This window comes from Colwellia sp. BRX8-4, assembly GCF_014077345.1.
Taxonomy (GTDB): Bacteria; Pseudomonadota; Gammaproteobacteria; order Enterobacterales; family Alteromonadaceae; genus Colwellia_A.
In genome coordinates, this window is record NZ_JACGVS010000002.1 from 353,365 (window position 1) to 371,367 (window position 18,003).

At 35.7% G+C, this 18,003-nt stretch carries 16 protein-coding genes; all 16 read left to right on the forward strand.

The window, feature by feature from the left end; genetic code table 11:
* The first annotated feature begins 243 nt into the window (after positions 1-243).
* Positions 244-1,008, forward strand: coding sequence for a hypothetical protein (locus H4J56_RS03360; RefSeq protein ID WP_182258855.1), 765 nt, complete (start codon positions 244-246; stop codon positions 1,006-1,008).
* 5 nt (positions 1,009-1,013) lie between these two features.
* Entirely contained in the window at positions 1,014-1,265 is a 252-nt protein-coding gene (locus tag H4J56_RS03365; RefSeq protein WP_182258856.1) for an acyl carrier protein, read from the forward strand.
* Positions 1,246-2,589, forward strand: coding sequence for an AMP-binding protein (locus tag H4J56_RS03370; protein ID WP_182258857.1), 1,344 nt, complete (start codon positions 1,246-1,248; stop codon positions 2,587-2,589). Before H4J56_RS03365 ends, H4J56_RS03370 begins: the two co-directional genes overlap by 20 nt.
* A complete protein-coding gene (locus tag H4J56_RS03375; RefSeq protein ID WP_182258858.1) occupies positions 2,586-3,311 on the forward strand; it encodes an SDR family NAD(P)-dependent oxidoreductase in 726 nt (241 codons plus the stop codon). The genes H4J56_RS03370 and H4J56_RS03375 overlap by 4 nt, the downstream gene beginning before the upstream one ends.
* Before the next feature lie 44 nt (positions 3,312-3,355).
* Entirely contained in the window at positions 3,356-4,486 is a 1,131-nt protein-coding gene (gene rffA / locus H4J56_RS03380; protein ID WP_182258859.1) for a dTDP-4-amino-4,6-dideoxygalactose transaminase, read from the forward strand.
* Between the two features lie 64 nt (positions 4,487-4,550).
* The gene (locus H4J56_RS03385; protein ID WP_182258860.1) at positions 4,551-5,765 is read left to right on the forward strand and encodes an oligosaccharide flippase family protein; all 1,215 of its coding nucleotides are present in this window, start codon (positions 4,551-4,553) and stop codon (positions 5,763-5,765) included.
* The gene (locus H4J56_RS03390) at positions 5,734-6,936 is read left to right on the forward strand and encodes a hypothetical protein (RefSeq protein ID WP_182258861.1); all 1,203 of its coding nucleotides are present in this window, start codon (positions 5,734-5,736) and stop codon (positions 6,934-6,936) included. Before H4J56_RS03385 ends, H4J56_RS03390 begins: the two co-directional genes overlap by 32 nt.
* The gene (locus H4J56_RS03395) at positions 6,929-8,161 is read left to right on the forward strand and encodes a hypothetical protein (protein ID WP_182258862.1); all 1,233 of its coding nucleotides are present in this window, start codon (positions 6,929-6,931) and stop codon (positions 8,159-8,161) included. Before H4J56_RS03390 ends, H4J56_RS03395 begins: the two co-directional genes overlap by 8 nt.
* A 12-nt stretch (positions 8,162-8,173) precedes the next feature.
* Positions 8,174-8,821, forward strand: coding sequence for a CDP-alcohol phosphatidyltransferase family protein (locus tag H4J56_RS03400; RefSeq protein WP_182258863.1), 648 nt, complete (start codon positions 8,174-8,176; stop codon positions 8,819-8,821).
* Between the two features lies 1 nt (position 8,822).
* Positions 8,823-10,052 (forward strand): glycosyltransferase family 4 protein, encoded by a 1,230-nt coding sequence (locus tag H4J56_RS03405; protein ID WP_182258864.1) that lies wholly within the window; start codon positions 8,823-8,825, stop codon positions 10,050-10,052.
* A 19-nt stretch (positions 10,053-10,071) separates the two neighbouring features.
* A complete protein-coding gene (locus H4J56_RS03410; RefSeq protein ID WP_182258865.1) occupies positions 10,072-10,512 on the forward strand; it encodes an adenylyltransferase/cytidyltransferase family protein in 441 nt (146 codons plus the stop codon).
* A gap of 83 nt (positions 10,513-10,595) precedes the next feature.
* Complete coding sequence (locus tag H4J56_RS03415; protein ID WP_182258866.1) at positions 10,596-11,327, forward strand: hypothetical protein; 732 nt, start codon at positions 10,596-10,598, stop codon at positions 11,325-11,327.
* Positions 11,328-11,339: 12 nt separating this feature from the next.
* Entirely contained in the window at positions 11,340-11,942 is a 603-nt protein-coding gene (locus tag H4J56_RS03420; RefSeq protein ID WP_182258867.1) for a sugar transferase, read from the forward strand.
* A complete protein-coding gene (locus H4J56_RS03425) occupies positions 11,942-13,120 on the forward strand; it encodes a DegT/DnrJ/EryC1/StrS aminotransferase family protein (protein WP_182258868.1) in 1,179 nt (392 codons plus the stop codon). Before H4J56_RS03420 ends, H4J56_RS03425 begins: the two co-directional genes overlap by 1 nt.
* Positions 13,121-13,677: 557 nt before the next feature.
* Positions 13,678-15,618, forward strand: coding sequence for a nucleoside-diphosphate sugar epimerase/dehydratase (locus tag H4J56_RS03430; protein ID WP_182258869.1), 1,941 nt, complete (start codon positions 13,678-13,680; stop codon positions 15,616-15,618).
* 237 nt (positions 15,619-15,855) lie between these two features.
* Positions 15,856-17,973 (forward strand): YjbH domain-containing protein, encoded by a 2,118-nt coding sequence (locus tag H4J56_RS03435; RefSeq protein WP_182258870.1) that lies wholly within the window; start codon positions 15,856-15,858, stop codon positions 17,971-17,973.
* Positions 17,974-18,003 lie beyond the last annotated feature (30 nt).

Consider the following 18,003-nt stretch of genomic DNA (forward strand, 5'->3'; position numbering starts at 1 on the left):
CCTAAGTAAGGTATGTTTTATTATAGTGTCCTTGTAAATAATGAAGAGAGTATTTCTTTAAGGAATATAATTATTTTATTACCGTATTTCAGGATGTTTTGATATGTTTTATAACGCTGTATGGAGAGCGTTCAATGAATATACAAAATATTTAGTAAAATTTATAATTTGTATTGAGATATGAAATATTGTTTCTTATTTTAATAACTTCAGTAAAATTTAATAAAGTCAAAGGTTACTAAATTGAATTCATTTATAATTGATAACAATAATTTTATACACTGGCAAGAAACTCCTTGGGATGAAAAAGTTTTTTCTGTAACAACTGCTGAGCTAACTAGCTTAAGATTTGATTCAGAAAGAAATGCAAATACATTGATACGTGAATTTGAGTTGAAATCAAAAGTTAATTTAGCATATGGACGCTTTGAAGCCTCAAATATGCTAATAAAATCAGCTTTAATGAAAAATGGATATTTACCAAGTGAAACTTCTTTAGAAGTTTTTCTTTCTCAGTTAGACAAGTATAATCTCCCTGACATCTATAAGAAAAAATTAATGCCGATAACAGCTATTGTTGCAAACGACTATAAAGATATTTCGATTATTGCGAAAGATATGTTCTATTTTTCTCGTTTCCATGAAGACCCATTCATTGATACCGAGTTGTCTAATAAAAGGATGAGTTACTGGGTAGATGATCTATTTCTTCAGAATGTTTCTGGTTTTATTTACAGGAATAAGGCGGGGCAACTTGTCAGTTTTATGTTGTTTAGATTAAATGATAACAATGTTGCAGAATTGATATTAGGTGGTAGCGCCAAAGGCTTTGGAGTCTATTCTCCCTTTTTTTGGGGAAGTGTTATAGATGCGCTTAAATTTAAAGGTGTGAAAAAAATCACTTCCGTAATATCGGCAGCAAACTCTGGTGTTCTCGCTTTATATTTAAATTTAAATTTTAATATTTCAAAAACAAAAATTGATTATCACAAACATAAGGTTAATTAAAGATCATGACATGTCGAGCTATAATAATAGACAAAATCAATGAAGTGTTAGAGCAAACTAATAACACTTTACTTGTAGAATCCTTGACCGATGAGGTTATACTTTTTGAGTCAGGCTTAGATTCTTTAGGGTTTGCAATCCTAGTGGCTTTGCTTGAAGAAGAATTGGATTTTGACCCTTTCCAATTGATGGATGAGCCAGTTTATCCAAATACATTTGGTGAATTCGTAGCAATTTATGAGAAGTACAGTGATTAATCCTATTGTTGATATCTTTAATCAGGTACCAAGTGAAAGAGTTTATATTCAGAATAAATCTGAAGACGTTACTTATGGATATATTAATAGGTCAATAAATCAATTTTCCGAAGATTATTCTTACTTAGATGGGAAAAATTGTGCGTTAGTTACTAGCTCTCGATTTGAGTTGGCAAAAGTTTTACCTTTAATAGCATCCGTAGCGAATAAAGTTTTTCTTCAACCTAAGTGCTTGAAAGAAGACGTTGAAAAAGAGTTTTATGAAAAATCAGGCATCGAATACGTGATTAACGTAAGTGAATCCGGTATCTGTACTTCAAAAATTTCGGATGTTAATGCCCCAAAAAAACAGGAGTGGTTGTTATCCACATCTGGGACGACGGGGTCGCCTAAATTAATAAGTTACAATTTAGCATCGTTAATGAAAACGAGTAAAAAAGATATATCTAAAGGAGGGAATTTCAAATGGGGCCTATGTTATGACCTTAATCGCTTTGCTGGGTTGCAAGTTTATTTTCAAGCTATAGCCTCTGGCTCATCCTTAACTATATCGGAATCATCTGATGAACTAAGTGATAGTGTCAAATTATTTATAGATAAAAATGTAAATTGTTTATCGGCAACTCCATCTTTTTGGCGCAAGGTCTTGATGACAAAAGGTTCAAAACTCTTAGGTTTAAAAAGAATCACCCTAGGTGGTGAAATTTCTGACCAAGCAGTGCTTAATTCGTTAAAAAAATATTATGAAAATTCTCATATTGTTCATATTTATGCCTCAACTGAAGCTGGCGTTGGCTTTTCTGTTAAAGATGGGCTTGCTGGGTTTCCTGTTGACTATTTAGAACCCTCAAGTTCCAATTCAGTTATATTAAAAATAATCAATGATATTTTATGGATTAAGAGTGACCGTGCTTCAACTGGAATTATTAATGGCAAGATAGAAACAGATGATGATGGTTTTATTAATACTGGTGATATCGTAGAAGTTAAAGATAGTCGTATATTATTTCTTGGCCGAGATAGCGGCACAATAAATGTTGGCGGCAATAAAGTTATTCCAGAAGAAATTGAAGCTGTACTGAACAGTCATTCAAAAGTTATGCAGTCAAGAGTTTTTGGTAAAAAAAATCCTGTATTAGGTATGTTAGTAAATGCTGAAATTATTAGTAATAAAACTCTTGCAATTGACGAAGAAAAAAAATTTAAAAAAGAATTATTTGCATTTTGTAATGGTAAGTTAGAGCCATTCAAAATACCTGCAATGCTAAAGTTCGTAGAGTGTATTGCCATTAATGAATCCGGAAAAATAGTGAGGAAACAATGAATAAAATGGTTATCGTATCTGGTGCAACTAAAGGGCTAGGCCTAGCCATAAGTAAAAAACTTGTGGAGAGCAAATATATTGTTGTAGGAGTAAGTCGTACAAACTCAGAAGAGTATAGTGAGCTTACATCTAATCATCCAAATTCCGTTTTTTTTCAGACTTTTGATTTTTCCAATACTGATAAAATATCTACTTTGGTTAAAAATATCGTAAAGAGCCATGGCAGACCGTATGCATTAATCAATAATGCAGCACTGGGGCATGATGGTGTTTTAGCGACAATGCATGAAAAAGATATCCATGAACTTATCAAAGTTAATGTAGAGGCGCCTATTTTACTTGCTAAATACGCATCTCGATCCATGTTATTAAATAGAGTTGGACGTATTGTTAACGTTGGTTCAATAATTGGTTCTACTGGCTTCAATGGGCTAAGTGTTTACGGGGCAACTAAATCTGCATTAGGTGGTTTTACAAAATCATTATCAAGAGAGCTTGGAAGAGCAAATATTACGGTTAATACTTTAGCTCCTGGTTATATGGAAACAAATATGACTAAAGGTTTGCAAGGGGATAAACTAAAATCGATTACTCGTCGGAGTCCATTAGGGCGGCTTGCAAATGTTGATGATGCTGCACAGGCAACGTTATTTTTATTATCAGATGGCGCAAGCTCTATAACAGGTTCAACAATAACTGTTGATGCAGGTAGTACCGCGTAAAAATTTAAGATTCACGTCTTACATTAAACATAATATGGAAAAAAATGATAGTTTTTAATAAACCACCATACACTGGTAATGAAGAAAAATATGTCCTTTCCGCTATGCGCAGTGATAAAATTGCAGGCGATGGCAAATTTACAGGGTTATGTCATCAATGGTTTAATGACAAACTTGGTTGCGCAAAATCTTTACTAACACCTAATTGTACTCAGGCGTTAGAGATAGCAGCGATTTTAATTGGTACTGAACCTGGTGACGAAATCATCATGCCCAGTTATACGTTTGTTAGTACCGCTAATGCTTTTGTTTTGCGTGGGGCTAAAATAATTTTTGTAGATATTCGCCCTGATACCATGAATATTGATGAAATGCTTATAGAGCAAGCAATAACTACAAAAACTAAAGCTATAGTACCTGTTCATTATGCTGGTGTTGCATGCGAAATGGATACTATTATGGATATAGCTAATCGTCATTCTTTGTATGTTATAGAAGATGCAGCGCAAGGCATGATGTCAACTTATAAAGGTAAGCCATTAGGTACTATAGGGCACTTAGGTGCGTTTAGTTTTCATGAGACTAAAAATTATACCAGCGGTGGCGAAGGCGGTTTATTAATTATAAATGATGTGCAATTTGTGAAGCGAGCTGAAATCATTCGCGAAAAAGGCACAAATCGAAGTCAGTTTTTTAGAGGCATGGTTGATAAGTATTCATGGGTTGATTTAGGTAGTAGTTATTTACCATGCGAATTACAAGCCGCCTATTTGTGGGGGCAATTAGAAAAGGCTGATGTGATTAACAGCTCAAGATTAAATGCTTGGAATTTTTATTTTCAAATGCTTTCACCTTTACAGCAAAAAGGTCTTGTTAAGTTTTCAACTATTCCATCAGAATGCAGCCATAATGCGCACATGTTCTACATGAAAGTCAAAGATATAAATGAACGAACAGAGCTTTTAGCATACCTAGAAAGTAAAGATATTTCTGCCGTTTTTCATTACATACCTCTACATAGTGCCATTGCAGGAAATAAATATAGTAAATTTATAGGTGATGATAAGTTTACTACCCGTGAAAGCGAGTGTTTAATCAGACTACCTCTTTGGTTTGGTATTGAGGAAGTGATGTTAAAGCACATATGTACAACCATTTTAGATTTTTATGCATAATGAGTTTTATTGGCTTGATTGTTATAAAATTTTTTAAGTACCTATTGTTTTAAAGGTTAATTATTTGAAGAATTCGAAGTTTTTAGTTATTTTTTCTCGAGGTGGGAATGCTCTAATTCAATTCCTTGTTGTACTATTTTATGGGGCACATTTTTCTGCTCCAGAATTCGGTCAGTTAAGTATTTTAATGATTATCATTGGGCTTAGTTATGGTGTTATCGATTTTGGTACAGCTAATACAGTGATAACACGTCGAGTAAATAGGTTTGTTTGTGGTAAGTTGCAATTATTAAATTTTACAATAGGGATTTTTATCGGTCTTATTTTATTGTTATTTTCATTTATTCAGGTTGGCTTTTTCGACTTTGGAGAGAGTTTTTTTGATGCATTGAAGTATGCTCTTCCCATGTTTGCAATATACTCCTGTACTATTGTTCCTTATGCAAGACTTCATAAGGCTCTGAGACTAAAGGAGTTAGCACATGTCGATTTTCTTCCCGTGTTTTCTTTGCTAATTACAGTTCCAACTTTTTTGCAGCTTGGTTTCGGTTTGTCTACGCTGATGATTTCTATAGGAATTCAGGTGTCGTTACGTTTTCTGGTACTTAGGTATTTTTATGGCTCGATAATTCGTTTTCGCTTAGATCAAAAACTACCACTTAGCACTCTATTTCGACAGTATTCTAACAATCTAGCCGTTTACTCAACGAGTAAGCTTGACCAAGTAATGGTGGCAACTTTTCTAAGCGCAGGTTCACTGGGGATTTATAGCTTTTTAAAGCAAATACTTAATTACCCAATTAGTCTTCTAATTGCAATATACACACAAATAACGTTCCCTTATTTTTCCAGATATAAGAATAGTATAGGTAAGATAAGGTGGCTACTATTTAAGTCAAGCACGATTCTTTTTAGTACAATATTCATATACTTTATTTTTATTTTAGCGCTTCCGGAAAAAATCATGATGGAACTTGTTCCAATGTGGGGATTTAGAACTGAGTTAGCTATATTGATAATGGTTCTTTCTTTTGTTCGAATAGCTACAGAAGTTCTATCTGCTATGGCTATTGCTTTAGGGTTTGTTGGCCGTCAACTATATATCAATCTGACGTTTCTTTTTCTCACATTTATTTGTGGACTTGTTATACCTCATTTAGGTTTAAATTATTACCTAATAGCGTTAATAGCTTCAGCCATTATAATTTCGATTTTTATTTATATAACTACTTTCAACAGGATCAATAATGGCAAAAATCGCTCTTTACATTCCCTCTAGAATATATGGTGGTGCTGAAAGGCAAATGGCATTGCTCGCTTGTCTTGCAGCTGATGATGGGCACAAAGTAACGCTAATAGATTCTAAAGTTGGGATAGTGTCACAAATGCTTGAGACTAGAGATGATATAGATATAGTTACAGAAGATGGTCGGAATAAAATAGAAGTGCGAGATTCCATACTTATTACACAAGCCAGTTATGCTTTTTGCCTTGATTCAATGCTGGATATTGTTGATTCTGATGTTCGGTTTTGGTTTATGCACCAGTTAAACCTCCCTCAAATGTATTTAAATAGCAAGCTTCCTAGATTTATAAATAAAGTATATTCTTTTATATTCAATAGGTTTTATAAGGAAGAGCTTCAGCGCTGTTCTGCTTCATTCTTTTTTATGGCGCTAGATTTAAAAACAACAGTCGAATCGTATTATGATATAAAATTTGAAGAAAGTTTTACTGGTCTGCTTTCAGATCAAAAGTATTCTAATGAGTTAAGTGATGTTGATAGTAGCCAATATGGCTCCTTATGCTGGTTAGGTCGCCTTGACAAAAGTTCTAAACTCTTTATCGTTAAAAAATTGTTACTTGATTTTTCTATGTTTAGGGAAAAGCTCAGTTTAACTCAATTTGATATTATAGGTGATGGGGAAGCCAAAAAAGAGTTAATTCGTTATTCTGAGAGTCTTGGTATTAGTGAATACGTTACATTTCATGGGCATGTCGATTTTGCTGAACTTTCAGCTATTATAGGTGGAAGCTTTTTATTGTTTGCTCAAGGAACGTCTGTGTACGAAGGTGTTTATTCAAACGCCCCTGTTGTGCTGGTTGATTTTTATACAAAGTGTGCGCATTTGAATAACATGAAATATGAACTTTATGCTGATGTTGAAGGGCATGGATTTGGTGACTTAATCACAGATAGATATGACTTAAAAATCACAAAAGGTGATGCTTTCGAGGAATTAATAATGAAGGTATTCTCTAATCGAACTTTAATTGTAAATAAACAGACTAACAAGTTAAATTATTCGATAAGTATTGGAAAGATGCGTTGCCGTGCTTTGTTTCAAAAAGCTAATTTTAGAAAAAAAAGACCAAAGACATTTCTATTAGATGTTGTTTTTTTTAAATTTAGACGGTTAGTTTTAATACTAAGGAGTTATAGTGTTTAGGGCTATATCCTTATTACTATTTTTACCATCGGTTACTTTTGGTCTTATCTCAGCCGAAGTTTTCCCTTGGGGTGTGATCTTTGCTGCGTTTCACATGAGGAGTGTGTCTAGACCTATGCTTTTATTGGTAGGCATAATGTTTGCATCCTGTTTTTACGCTTTGGCTGCTTTGATCATTGATGGTGGTACTTTAGAAACTGATGTTATAAGAAGTTTAGCTGCTTATATGAATGTAATATTGGTAAGTTGTACTTTATTATCACTTGGGAAAAATCGTGCAATAGAAATTTGTTTGCTTTCGAAAAAAATTTTTTGGGGTCTTATTGCTCTTGGTTTAATTCAGACACTTGGTTCCGACATGTTAGGTAGCTTTATTCAATTGCTAGTTCCTAGAGGCGAGGGAAGTGCGCTTGTTGAAAGTAATCGAGGTGTTACTTTGTTTGCAACCGAACCTGCTCGGGCAGGAATAGAGCTTACATTAATCTACTTAATTAGCAGATTAACTTCTGAACACAATAGAAATACATTAATAATGGACTTATTTTTAATCGTTTTTATAGCATTAATCATTAAGTCTGCTTCGGCGGTTGCTTTTGCAATAGGAGCCTTCGCTATTATTCACTTTAAAGTGAAAGCAAATATAATCACATTATTTTCGACTTTGGTTCTGACCTCTATACTAGGTTTCTTTGTTATATCAATATTACCTACTATGGGAGGGAGGGCAGGTGATTTAGTTGCTTCTTCGAGTGATATGGGGTCACTTGGACAAATACTCTTTTATTTAGCCAATGAGTCAGGTAATCGTTTGCTGGCTTTGTATTCATTTTCTGTGTCAGGTTTATATCATCCTTTAGGTTTTGGAATAGGGAGTTGGCCCTACTCTTCAATGATAGCTGTACAGGAATCAGGTCTTGATTTTCATGATTTCCGCTTTTTTGAGGTAAGGGGAGATGGCCACCTCATCCCTTTCAGAGGCCCGGGTGTAATTTCTAATTTACTTTTGGATGTTGGGATTATAGGCGTAATTTCATTGTTTGTTTTATTTAAGCGCTCAATGTTAGAATATGGAACGTTCAATAGCCTTTCAAAGAAGGCTTTCTGGATATTCTTTTTCAAAATATCTTTATTCGGTTCTCCAGGGAACCCCATTGTATTTATTTTTTTTATAACAGTTTTCTTGGTGCTTTCATCAAGAATAGATACTCAAAACATTTCCAAATAGGACCCATATAAAATGGAAAAAAATATCAGACGCTTCTTTTTTAGTGTATTTGTACAAGATTTCTTTGCAATTCCTCTTGCTCGATTGTTCATTAGGTTTAGAGTTAAAGCTAATTATGTGACATTGCTGGGGTTACTCGCATCTATCGCTAGTGGCATATTGTACATTGATCAAAGTTACATACTTGGCGCTATCCTTTTCTTTTTTGCTCTAATACTTGATAGTACAGATGGAAGAGTGGCTCGGGGGACAAATACATTTTCTGACTTTGGAGCACGCTTGGATGCATTAACTGACAAAGTTCGCTCATTTTTTGTAGCTTTTTGTTTCATTTGGAGTTTAGGTTATGGTCTTACAATTTCGGGGCTTATTTTTGCTTTCTATATCCTTTTACCAATAACGCGAGTTCTAATGTCTCGTAAAGATGCAGACTTTTACGATCCAACCATACTGTTTTGGGATGCAACTCCTTTGAGGGATTGGTTTGTAAAACATAAAGTTTGGGGTTTATACAATGGTTGGGAGCGCTCTGTTCTTGCATTAACTATTGCACCACTTGTAGTTTATAAGATTGAAGTTTTTATTTTTTCAATTGTATTAGAGCAGTTGTTATTTGTTTTAGGACTGTGTTTTTTCAAAGATTCTAAGGTGGGGAGATAGAATGAAAGTAGTAATTTTTTCTCAATTTTTCCCTCCTGAAATGGAGCCTAGCGGGTTTATGTTTGGTTCTTTGGCCAAGTTTCTTGCTAAAGGAGAGAAAATTGAAAAAGTAGACGTTATATGCGGTTTTGCAAACTTCCCAAGCGGGAAGTTTATCGATCGAAAATGGTATTCACTTTTCAAAAGAAGTAGGCAAGATGGAGTAAATATTCACAATGTTATTGTTGTTCCTTCAAATAATAAAAGTAATATTAAGCGAATTTTAAACTATACGTCTTATCTTTTTACTGGCATATTGAAAGGTGTTTTTATAAAATCGCCTGATGTTGTGATAGCGACAAGCCCTCCTATTTTTGCAGCCTTAGCTGGCTTAATTGTTGCTAAGTTAAAAGGTGCAAAGTTTGTACTAGATGTTCGCGATATTTGGCCTGAATCGGCAGTTCAAATGGGCAGTATTAATAACAAGAAGATAATTTCGATCCTTGAGTGGATTGAATTGTTACTTTATAAAAATGCTTCATTGATCACCGTCGCTACCCCAGGCATGGTCGACATAGTACGTAGTAAAATACCAAAGCAGAATACACCTATTAAGTATATACCTTGTGGTGTAGCGATACCTGCTGATAATGATTTGGAGAGAGTAGGTGTTAGTCCATTTCAAGAAATTGACCATGGAAAATTCTGCGTATTATATGGTGGTTTACACGGGCATGCCCAAAATCTTACTACCTTAGTAGATGCAGCCTCTCTTCTCAAAAAAAGGGATGATATTGTCTTTTACTTCATAGGATCAGGGCCTGATAAGGACAGAGTTGTTGAGTATGCTTCCTCATTAGGGCTATCTAATATTAAATTCTTATCTCCTGTAACGCGTGATGAAATCAGACGCTATTATATTTTTGCAGGTTGTGCCATTGTTCCTTTACAAGATTTACAAATATTTAAAAATGTGTTTCCGTCTAAAACTTTTGAACTGATGTCTTATGGTGTACCTACAGTAGTAGGGGTTGGCGGTGAAATAGGTAAACTGATCGAATCTTCAGGGGCTGGTCAATCAGTTAAGCCAGAATCTCCAGAAGATTACTCAAATGCAATTGTTCGATATGCAGATGATGAATCATATAGGAATAAAGTATCTCTTAGTGCTATTGAAACGGCCAAAAATAGCTTTGACTATGAAGTTGTAAATAATGAATTTGAAGAGTTATTAGATTCTCTTCGTAACTAGATAGATAGGTTGATAAAGAATGAAAAAAACTGTTGGTTATACTACAGGTGTTTTTGATATGTTCCATATTGGGCACCTTCACCTGTTAAAAAAAGCAAAACGACACTGTGATTATTTAATCGTTGGGGTGAGCTCTGATGAGCTTGTTCAGTCATATAAAGATAAGACCCCGATTATTCCCTTCGAGCACCGCTATGAAATTGTGAATGGGTTAGATGTGGTTGATGAGGTTGTGGTGCAGTCGCATAGAGACAAAATCAAGCAGTTTCATGAGATTCAATATGATCTTATGTTTGTCGGTGATGACTGGAAAGGATCTCCTTTATTCAACGAGGTTGAAGCCGAGCTTAATAAGCATGGTGCGGGTGTCGTTTATTTTGAATATACAAAAGAGGTTTCTTCAACGAAATTCACAGGTATTTTACAAGATATTTATGATGCAGAGAATAAATTAGGATGAAGCTACTACATAGGGAGTGGGATCGTTTCTGTTCAACAATAGATTCATCACGGTGTGTTACGATATCTGAACTGCCAGATAAATTGAAAACAGAAATTTGGATTTCAATTAAGCATGATGTAGAGACAAATGTAGAGCGTGCATACCAAATTGCTGTTATTGAAGCTAGGTACTCAATTCGTGCTACATATTTTGTGCAATCAGACTTACTTGAAGGAAACAAAGCCTTACTGCACTCTATTGCAAAACTAGGTCATGAAGTTACTTACCACTATGATGTACTGGACGCAAACACAGGTGATATGAAGCTTGCAATTGATGAATTTGCTGAGACGGTTATAAAATTTGAAGATGCAGGCTTCCCTGTGACATCTGTTTGTCCTCACGGAAATCCTTTAATGAATAGGAATGGTTGGAATTCCAATAAGGATTTTTTCCGTGATACAAAAGTAGCATCTCATTTTTCCAATATTTTTGACCTAGTAGTTCAAGGGAAAGAAAAAATCAAATCTGATTATAAATATGTATCAGATGCAGGTTTTGGTTTTAAGGTGATTACGGATATTGTTGGAAACGACCAGAATCCATCTCAGGATGTTGCAATTGCAAATATTGATGAGTTGACGAACCTTACTCAGTCCAATGGATCTGTCATTATTAGTACCCACCCTCATCGGTGGGTTAATAGTAGCTTTCTTGCAAGCTTTGCAAAAGCTAGATTTATCATCATTCGGAGAGTTGCGCTTTTAGCATCAAAATCTAAAATACTGAAAAAAATAATGAGTAAATTCTACTTCTTAGCAAAAAAAATATAAGAGTATTGAGCATTGACTAAAATTGATTCTGCAATTAAACGTATATTTGATATTTTACTTTCATTTGTGCTACTCATAATATGTAGCCCTCTAATCATGATAGCTCTTATTGTCGCAAGTATAGACACTAAAAGTTTTGGTTTATTTGTCCAAAAACGTGTCGGCAAAGATGCTGTAAAAATTAAAGTTTTTAAGATTAAGACTATGTACGATGCTGTATCCGGAACAAGGGATAGTATTACAGCAAATGTCCAAGCTGAAATTTCAAAAACAGGAATATATATGAGGAAGTTTAAAGTCGATGAATTACCTCAATTAGTTAATGTTCTTTTTGGCACCATGAGCTTTGTTGGACCTCGACCAGATGTTCCAGGATATGCTGATTTACTTGAAGGTGACGATAGAATTGTATTAACAATTAAGCCGGGAATCACCGGTCCAGCTTCAATTAAATATAAAAATGAAGAAGAGCTTTTGGCTCACCAAACAGACCCGAAATTTTATAATGACACTGTTATTTGGCCTGATAAGGTCAAGATTAATAAGGAGTATATTTCAAAATACTCTTTTTATACAGACATAAAATTTATTTTAAAAACAGTTCTGGAAAGATAATGTTAAATACAAAATTCTCGCCTTGGCCTCGCTTCACACAAGAAGAGGCTGATGCAGTACAAAACGTTCTATTATCAAATAAAGTGAATTATTGGACTGGTCAAGAAGGCCGTGAATTTGAAAAAGAATTCGCTAGCTTTGCTGATAGTAAATATGCCGTTGCATTAGGTAATGGCACCTTAGCCCTAGATATTGCTTTAAAGGCTATGTATATAGGTGCTGGAGATGAAGTAATTACCACACCGCGTACTTTTTTAGCTTCGGCTTCAAGCATTGTAACGGCAGGTGCAAAACCTGTTTTTGCTGATGTTGATTTGAATAGCCAAAATATTACAGCTGAAAGCATTGAGGCTGTTCTAAATGAAAATACTAAAGCTGTAATAGTGGTTCATTTAGCCGGTATGCCTGCTGAAATGGATGAGATCATGGCATTAAGTGCAAAGCACGGTTTTTATGTGATTGAAGATTGTGCCCAAGCACATGGTGCAAAATATAAAGGGCGTAGTGTCGGCTCTATTGGTCATGTTGGCGCTTGGTCTTTTTGCCAAGATAAAATTATGTCTACCGGTGGTGAAGGTGGCATGGTTACCACTAATGATGAAACATTATGGAAAACCATGTGGGCGTATAAAGACCATGGTAAATCGTGGGATGCTATTTACAACAAAGAACATCCACCAGGTTTTAGGTGGTTGCATGAAAGTTTTGGTACCAATTGGCGTATGACAGAAATGCAAGCTGCTATTGGGCGTATTCAAATAACTCGCATGACGTCTTGGACTCAATCTCGCCAAGCTTATGCCAAACAATTAGATGAAGCGGTAAGTGCTTTTGATATGGTGCGCTTAGTTGAAGTACCGGAATACAGTGAACATGCTGAATATAAGCATTATATGTTTATTAAACCTGATCTTTTAGCTAATGGTTGGGATCGTGATCGTATTGTTAATGAAATAGTTGCTGCAGGTGTCCCTTGTTTTCAAGGGAGTTGCTCAGAAGTTTACTTAGAAAAGGCTTTTGATAATACGGGTTTTAGGCCTGAAAAGCGTTTGTCTAATGCCGTTGAATTAGGTGAAACCAGTTTGATGTTTTTAGTTCATCCTACATTGACTCAAGATGAAGTTGATAAAACTGTTAGTGTTATTAAGCAGGTGTTTGGTTTGGCTAGTAAAAAATAGTGAATTCTGAGTAAGATAGTGATGAATTACATGGGAAGAGCTCGGACTTGATTCCCGATAAGAAAACTCGGGAATGACGGTAAATTGGCTTGGTGGATTCAGGATGATTTCTCCTAAATCCTCTAATTAGTAACATCTGTTCCACATCGGCATATGAGATAACGGGAATAACAGATTCACATTGATTATTCCTGAGGTAACTTAATCTGGGGGCAGGATTTTTAGTTATGCTTCCTTTGCTTTAGTTATTCAGGCTTAAGAGATAGCCTGAATAACTAAAGCAAAGGAAGCTGAACGTCGTCAGATACTTCGAAGATAACAGTTTATAAGTTTACTTATACAAGTCGTAATCGAACCACATTATACGAAACAGTAAGCGACATTTCAGAGTAACACGCTAACTGATTAGTCCCTCGTACTCCCTCAATATAGAAAGCTAATTGTTGTGTAAATGTACAGGGATGCATTTATTTTCAGTTAAATTTCGGTTGTTTTAGTTTATACTAGATCGTTCTTTAAAAAGAAAATGTATTTTAATTTATAAAAGGAATTAGTTAGTGACTTTGATTCAATCAGTTTTGAAATTACCACGCCCCTATAAGCGCGCCATTTCACTATTAATAGATTCAGTATTTTTATTTTTAGCCTTTTGGTTCGCATTGTTCATGCGACTTGAAAGCTTCTCTCCTCTATTTAAGCAAGATTACTGGCTAGTTTTTTCCTGTGTGCTGCCGTTTAGTTTACTCGTTTTTGTAAAACTAGGTCTGTATCGTGCTGTTCTACGTTATATGAATATGCAAGCTATTTGGGCTATTGGGCTAGGCAGTGTTTTTTCTGCGGTATTAATCATTGGTTTTTCTTTCTTCTTTACAGTTGCTATGCCTCGCACTGTTCCTTTTATTTTCTTTAGTTTATGTTTGATATTGATTGGCGGTTCAAGAGTTGGCGTAAGGGCGGTTATTAGCCACCCACGCTGGCATAAGAAAAACTCAGTCTTAATTTATGGTGCGGGCTCTGCAGGACGTCAGTTATCAACCGCTTTATCACAAGGGCCTGAATATCATGCTGTCGCTTTTGTTGATGATGATGTTGCATTGCAAAGAACCGTTATTCAAGGTATTCATGTTTATGCCCCCGATGCAATACCAAGCCTAGTCAAAAGTAAAAAGATAGAAAAAATATTATTAGCTATGCCCAGTGCTTCAAGATCACGTCGTAAAGAAGTGTTGAGTAAAATTGACTCACTAGGTATTCAGGTATTAACTATTCCTGGCATGGCTGATGTTGTTGACGGTAAGGCTAACCTTGAAGAATTTAAAGACGTTGGTGTTGAAGATTTATTAGGCCGTGATCCAGTAGAGCCTAAACCTGAGTTAATGAATGCTAATGTCGCGGGTAAAATTGTCATGGTTACTGGCGCTGGTGGTTCTATTGGCTCTGAATTATGTCGTCAAATTATTAGGCTAAAGCCAGCTAAACTGGTTTTATTTGAGTCGTCTGAGTTTGGTTTGTATACCATTGATAAAGAGCTTAATGAATACAAATTAACACACGGTTTAATCGTAGAAGTATTGCCTATTATGGGCTCAGTGCAAAGAGTTAATCGCATTGAAACTGTGATGAAAAGTTTTGCTGTACAAACTGTTTACCATGCTGCGGCATACAAGCATGTACCATTGGTTGAGCATAATGTTGTTGAAGGTGTTAGAAATAATGTTTTCGGTACTTATCATGCAGCGCGTGCTGCCATAAATGCCAATGTTGAGACTTTTGTATTAATTTCTACCGATAAAGCCGTTAGACCCACCAATATAATGGGTACGACTAAACGTGTGGCTGAGTTGGTACTCCAAGCGTTGTCTAAAACACAAGATACCACGCGTTTTTGTATGGTTCGCTTTGGTAATGTTTTAGGTTCGTCTGGATCTGTGGTTCCTTTATTTAGAAAGCAAATTAAGGGCGGTGGTCCGCTAACGTTAACGCACCCAGATATTACTCGTTATTTTATGACGATACCTGAAGCCTCTCAACTTGTTATTCAAGCCGGTGCTATGGGCACAGGTGGAGATGTATTTGTACTTGATATGGGCGAGCCAGTAAAAATTTATGACCTAGCCTGTAAAATTATTCACTTGAGTGGTTTTTCGGTTAAATCTGATAACAAGCCTAACGGTGACATTGTTATTAAATGTACTGGGTTAAGGCCTGGTGAGAAGCTTTATGAAGAACTTCTTATAGGTGATAACGTTTCAGGGACTATTCATGAGCGTATTATGAGTGCACAAGAAGCCATGCTTGATTGGCATGAGCTAGAACCCTTGCTAAAAAAACTCGATAATGCCTGTCATGCGTTCGACCATGAGTTAATTCGTGAGATATTGCTTAAGGCCCCAACAGGATTTAACCCCACCGATGGAATATGTGATTTAGTGTGGCTACAAAAAGAAAAAGGGCCGTTGAAAACAGCTGAAATTATCGAGTTGAAAAAAGTCACTTAATACGTCAATACGTTAAAGTAATGGCTTGCTGTTTAAGTGGTCATTAAAATGTGGCTGTTTTTCGTTATTGTGATTTAAAAGCCATTCGGGGTTGAATGCTCAGAATGGTTTTTTCTAGTTATAGCACCACAAACCCTATGATTTTTGTCGAGCCAAGTGATACAGCACCTGGAACTATTTTGCTCTACGACCTCTTATTATCAATAGTTAGAATTAACCTTGTTAGGATTTATTAAAATGAAGCACCGTATTTTGTTTGTATTGGCTTTACTGCCTTGTTTTATTACTGCCGCTGAACCTGAGGCAACTATGTCTTTTCAAGGGTATAGCGGACTAATAAATACCCCTACAGCAACATTGTTTGATGAAGGTACGCTTTACCTGAAATACAGTAACCAAGTTGAAACAATTGATGGTTATCGGAACGGTGATAATTATAACTTTGGTGTCGGTTTATGGAAGTATGTTGAAGTATCAGCCCGGTTAGCTGATTATCAAGCCCCCAATGGTGGCAATAGCCCGACAGATCTATCGGCCAACATTAAAATAGGTATTCCTTTTATTCCAAAGGACTGGTTTAGTTTAGCGGTAGGTATTCAAGATCTGGGTGGCGCAGCTAACTATTTTGATGCTAAGTATGCTGTGGCGACAAAAAATATCCTAGAAGACGTTAATATTTCACTGGGTATTGGACAAAGCGACTCAAACCAAGGGCGCCTTGATGGTGTTTTTGCGGGTGTTGAATGGCAGCCTTATCAATGGGTAAAGCTTTCAGCAGAATATGATGCAGCCGATACTCAATTAGGTATGCATTTATCTTCACCTAAACAGTGGCTGAGCAGCGGTATCCAATTAACGACTGAACTACTTATCTCTAGCAGTAACGAAGCATTAAAAGATGATGTTTATTATGGTATAGGGTTAACTATACCGCTTGATTATGACGCAGGTACTCATTCATCGCAGCCAAAAAGAGATCCGATAAACCATGGTAAAGTTGATAGTGAATTAGAACAAACGGGTGAATACGTAGCATTAGCTATAAATGATGTCGAGTTAGATGATGCTTATCGCTCAGGTGCACTTGAACGATTACAGTTAAGAAAATTACTGGTTAAAGAAGGTTTTGAATCAATCAGGGTTGTTGAAGCTGATGTAAATACGGTCTATGTGGAACTTGAAGATCACCTTTATAACCGTAACAAAATAGATGGGCTTGGTGTTATTCTAGGGATTATCAGTAAAAATATACATCATAATTACTCGTACTTTACGTTAGTACTGAAAGAGCAAGAAATTTCAACTTTAGTCGTAAAAGGCAGTATTGCTGAATATGATGCCTTCTTAAGAGATGATAAGCCTTTAAAAATTGATATATCAACGGATACTTTTGCCACTGAGCGGTTGACCTCGGAAGATGCTGATAATAGCAATAATTTTTGGCTAAAACCACGCTTTACCTTTTGGCCAGGAATAGCCTCTAGAGTTGGTACAGAACTTGGCGTCTTTGATGCATCTGTAGCCCTAATTAGCCACGTTGAATTACCCTTATGGCCCGGTGCTGCTTTAACCGCCGCACATGTTGCACAGTTTGCTGAAACCAAGAACTTTGAAGATGGTCAATATTTCGCTGATGATAAGCAAACAACAGGACTAAAAGAATATAGCTTTCATCAGACCTTTTCATTACCGTATTCGGTAAAAAACATGACTTTTTTTGGTCGCTATCGTGATACTTATAACTATGTAGCGAATGAAGCTCGTTGGCAAAGTGTTGCTGGTGCTCATAAATTAAACCTTTTCACTGCAAGATATGAAAACCAATTAGTACCAACAGGCAGGGCTTACGCTGGGTGTAATATTTTAGCTTTGCGTTGTAGGTCGCCAAAAGAACCTGAACCAAGAGAGGTTCTTATTGGTACATATAAATATTATAACGCTCATCTTAACGCGACTGCTGAACTACAGGTAGGAAAGTACTGGCAACGCGATAAAGGTTTAATCTTTAAAGTAGAGAGAATGTTTGGTGATGTGTCGTTAAATTTAACCTATAAAAATACAAAAATTGATGGTGAAGAAGCTAATCAATTTATTGGTCTTGGCTTTTCAATACCGTTAACACCACGTAAAGATTACAATAATAAATACTTTCAAGTAAGAGGTAAGCCTAAGTGGAATTATTCAGTGAGTACGCTCGTTGGGAAAAACCATAATAGACTAACACCAGGTACTGGTGATAACACTAAGCAGTTTTATAACCTTGATAGTGCCTTTTATAATCATGACCGTTTAGGCAGTGAATATATTTATGAAAATTCGAGTCGCTTAAAAGAGGCATATTATCAAGCGCGTTAATATGTTTATAATTATGAATAAAACCCAGTA

Excerpts from the sequence above, each read along its gene's own strand:
- H4J56_RS03365 (WP_182258856.1), top strand. The coding sequence starts at position 1,014 with ATGACATGTCGAGCTATAATAATAGACAAAATCAATGAAGTGTTAGAG.
- H4J56_RS03370 (WP_182258857.1), top strand. The coding sequence starts at position 1,246 with ATGAGAAGTACAGTGATTAATCCTATTGTTGATATCTTTAATCAGGTA.
- H4J56_RS03375 (WP_182258858.1), top strand. The coding sequence starts at position 2,586 with ATGAATAAAATGGTTATCGTATCTGGTGCAACTAAAGGGCTAGGCCTA.
- rffA (WP_182258859.1), top strand. The coding sequence starts at position 3,356 with ATGATAGTTTTTAATAAACCACCATACACTGGTAATGAAGAAAAATAT.
- H4J56_RS03390 (WP_182258861.1), top strand. The coding sequence starts at position 5,734 with ATGGCAAAAATCGCTCTTTACATTCCCTCTAGAATATATGGTGGTGCT.
- H4J56_RS03400 (WP_182258863.1), top strand. The coding sequence starts at position 8,174 with ATGGAAAAAAATATCAGACGCTTCTTTTTTAGTGTATTTGTACAAGAT.
- H4J56_RS03405 (WP_182258864.1), top strand. The coding sequence starts at position 8,823 with ATGAAAGTAGTAATTTTTTCTCAATTTTTCCCTCCTGAAATGGAGCCT.
- H4J56_RS03410 (WP_182258865.1), top strand. The coding sequence starts at position 10,072 with ATGAAAAAAACTGTTGGTTATACTACAGGTGTTTTTGATATGTTCCAT.
- H4J56_RS03425 (WP_182258868.1), top strand. The coding sequence starts at position 11,942 with ATGTTAAATACAAAATTCTCGCCTTGGCCTCGCTTCACACAAGAAGAG.
- H4J56_RS03435 (WP_182258870.1), top strand. The coding sequence starts at position 15,856 with ATGAAGCACCGTATTTTGTTTGTATTGGCTTTACTGCCTTGTTTTATT.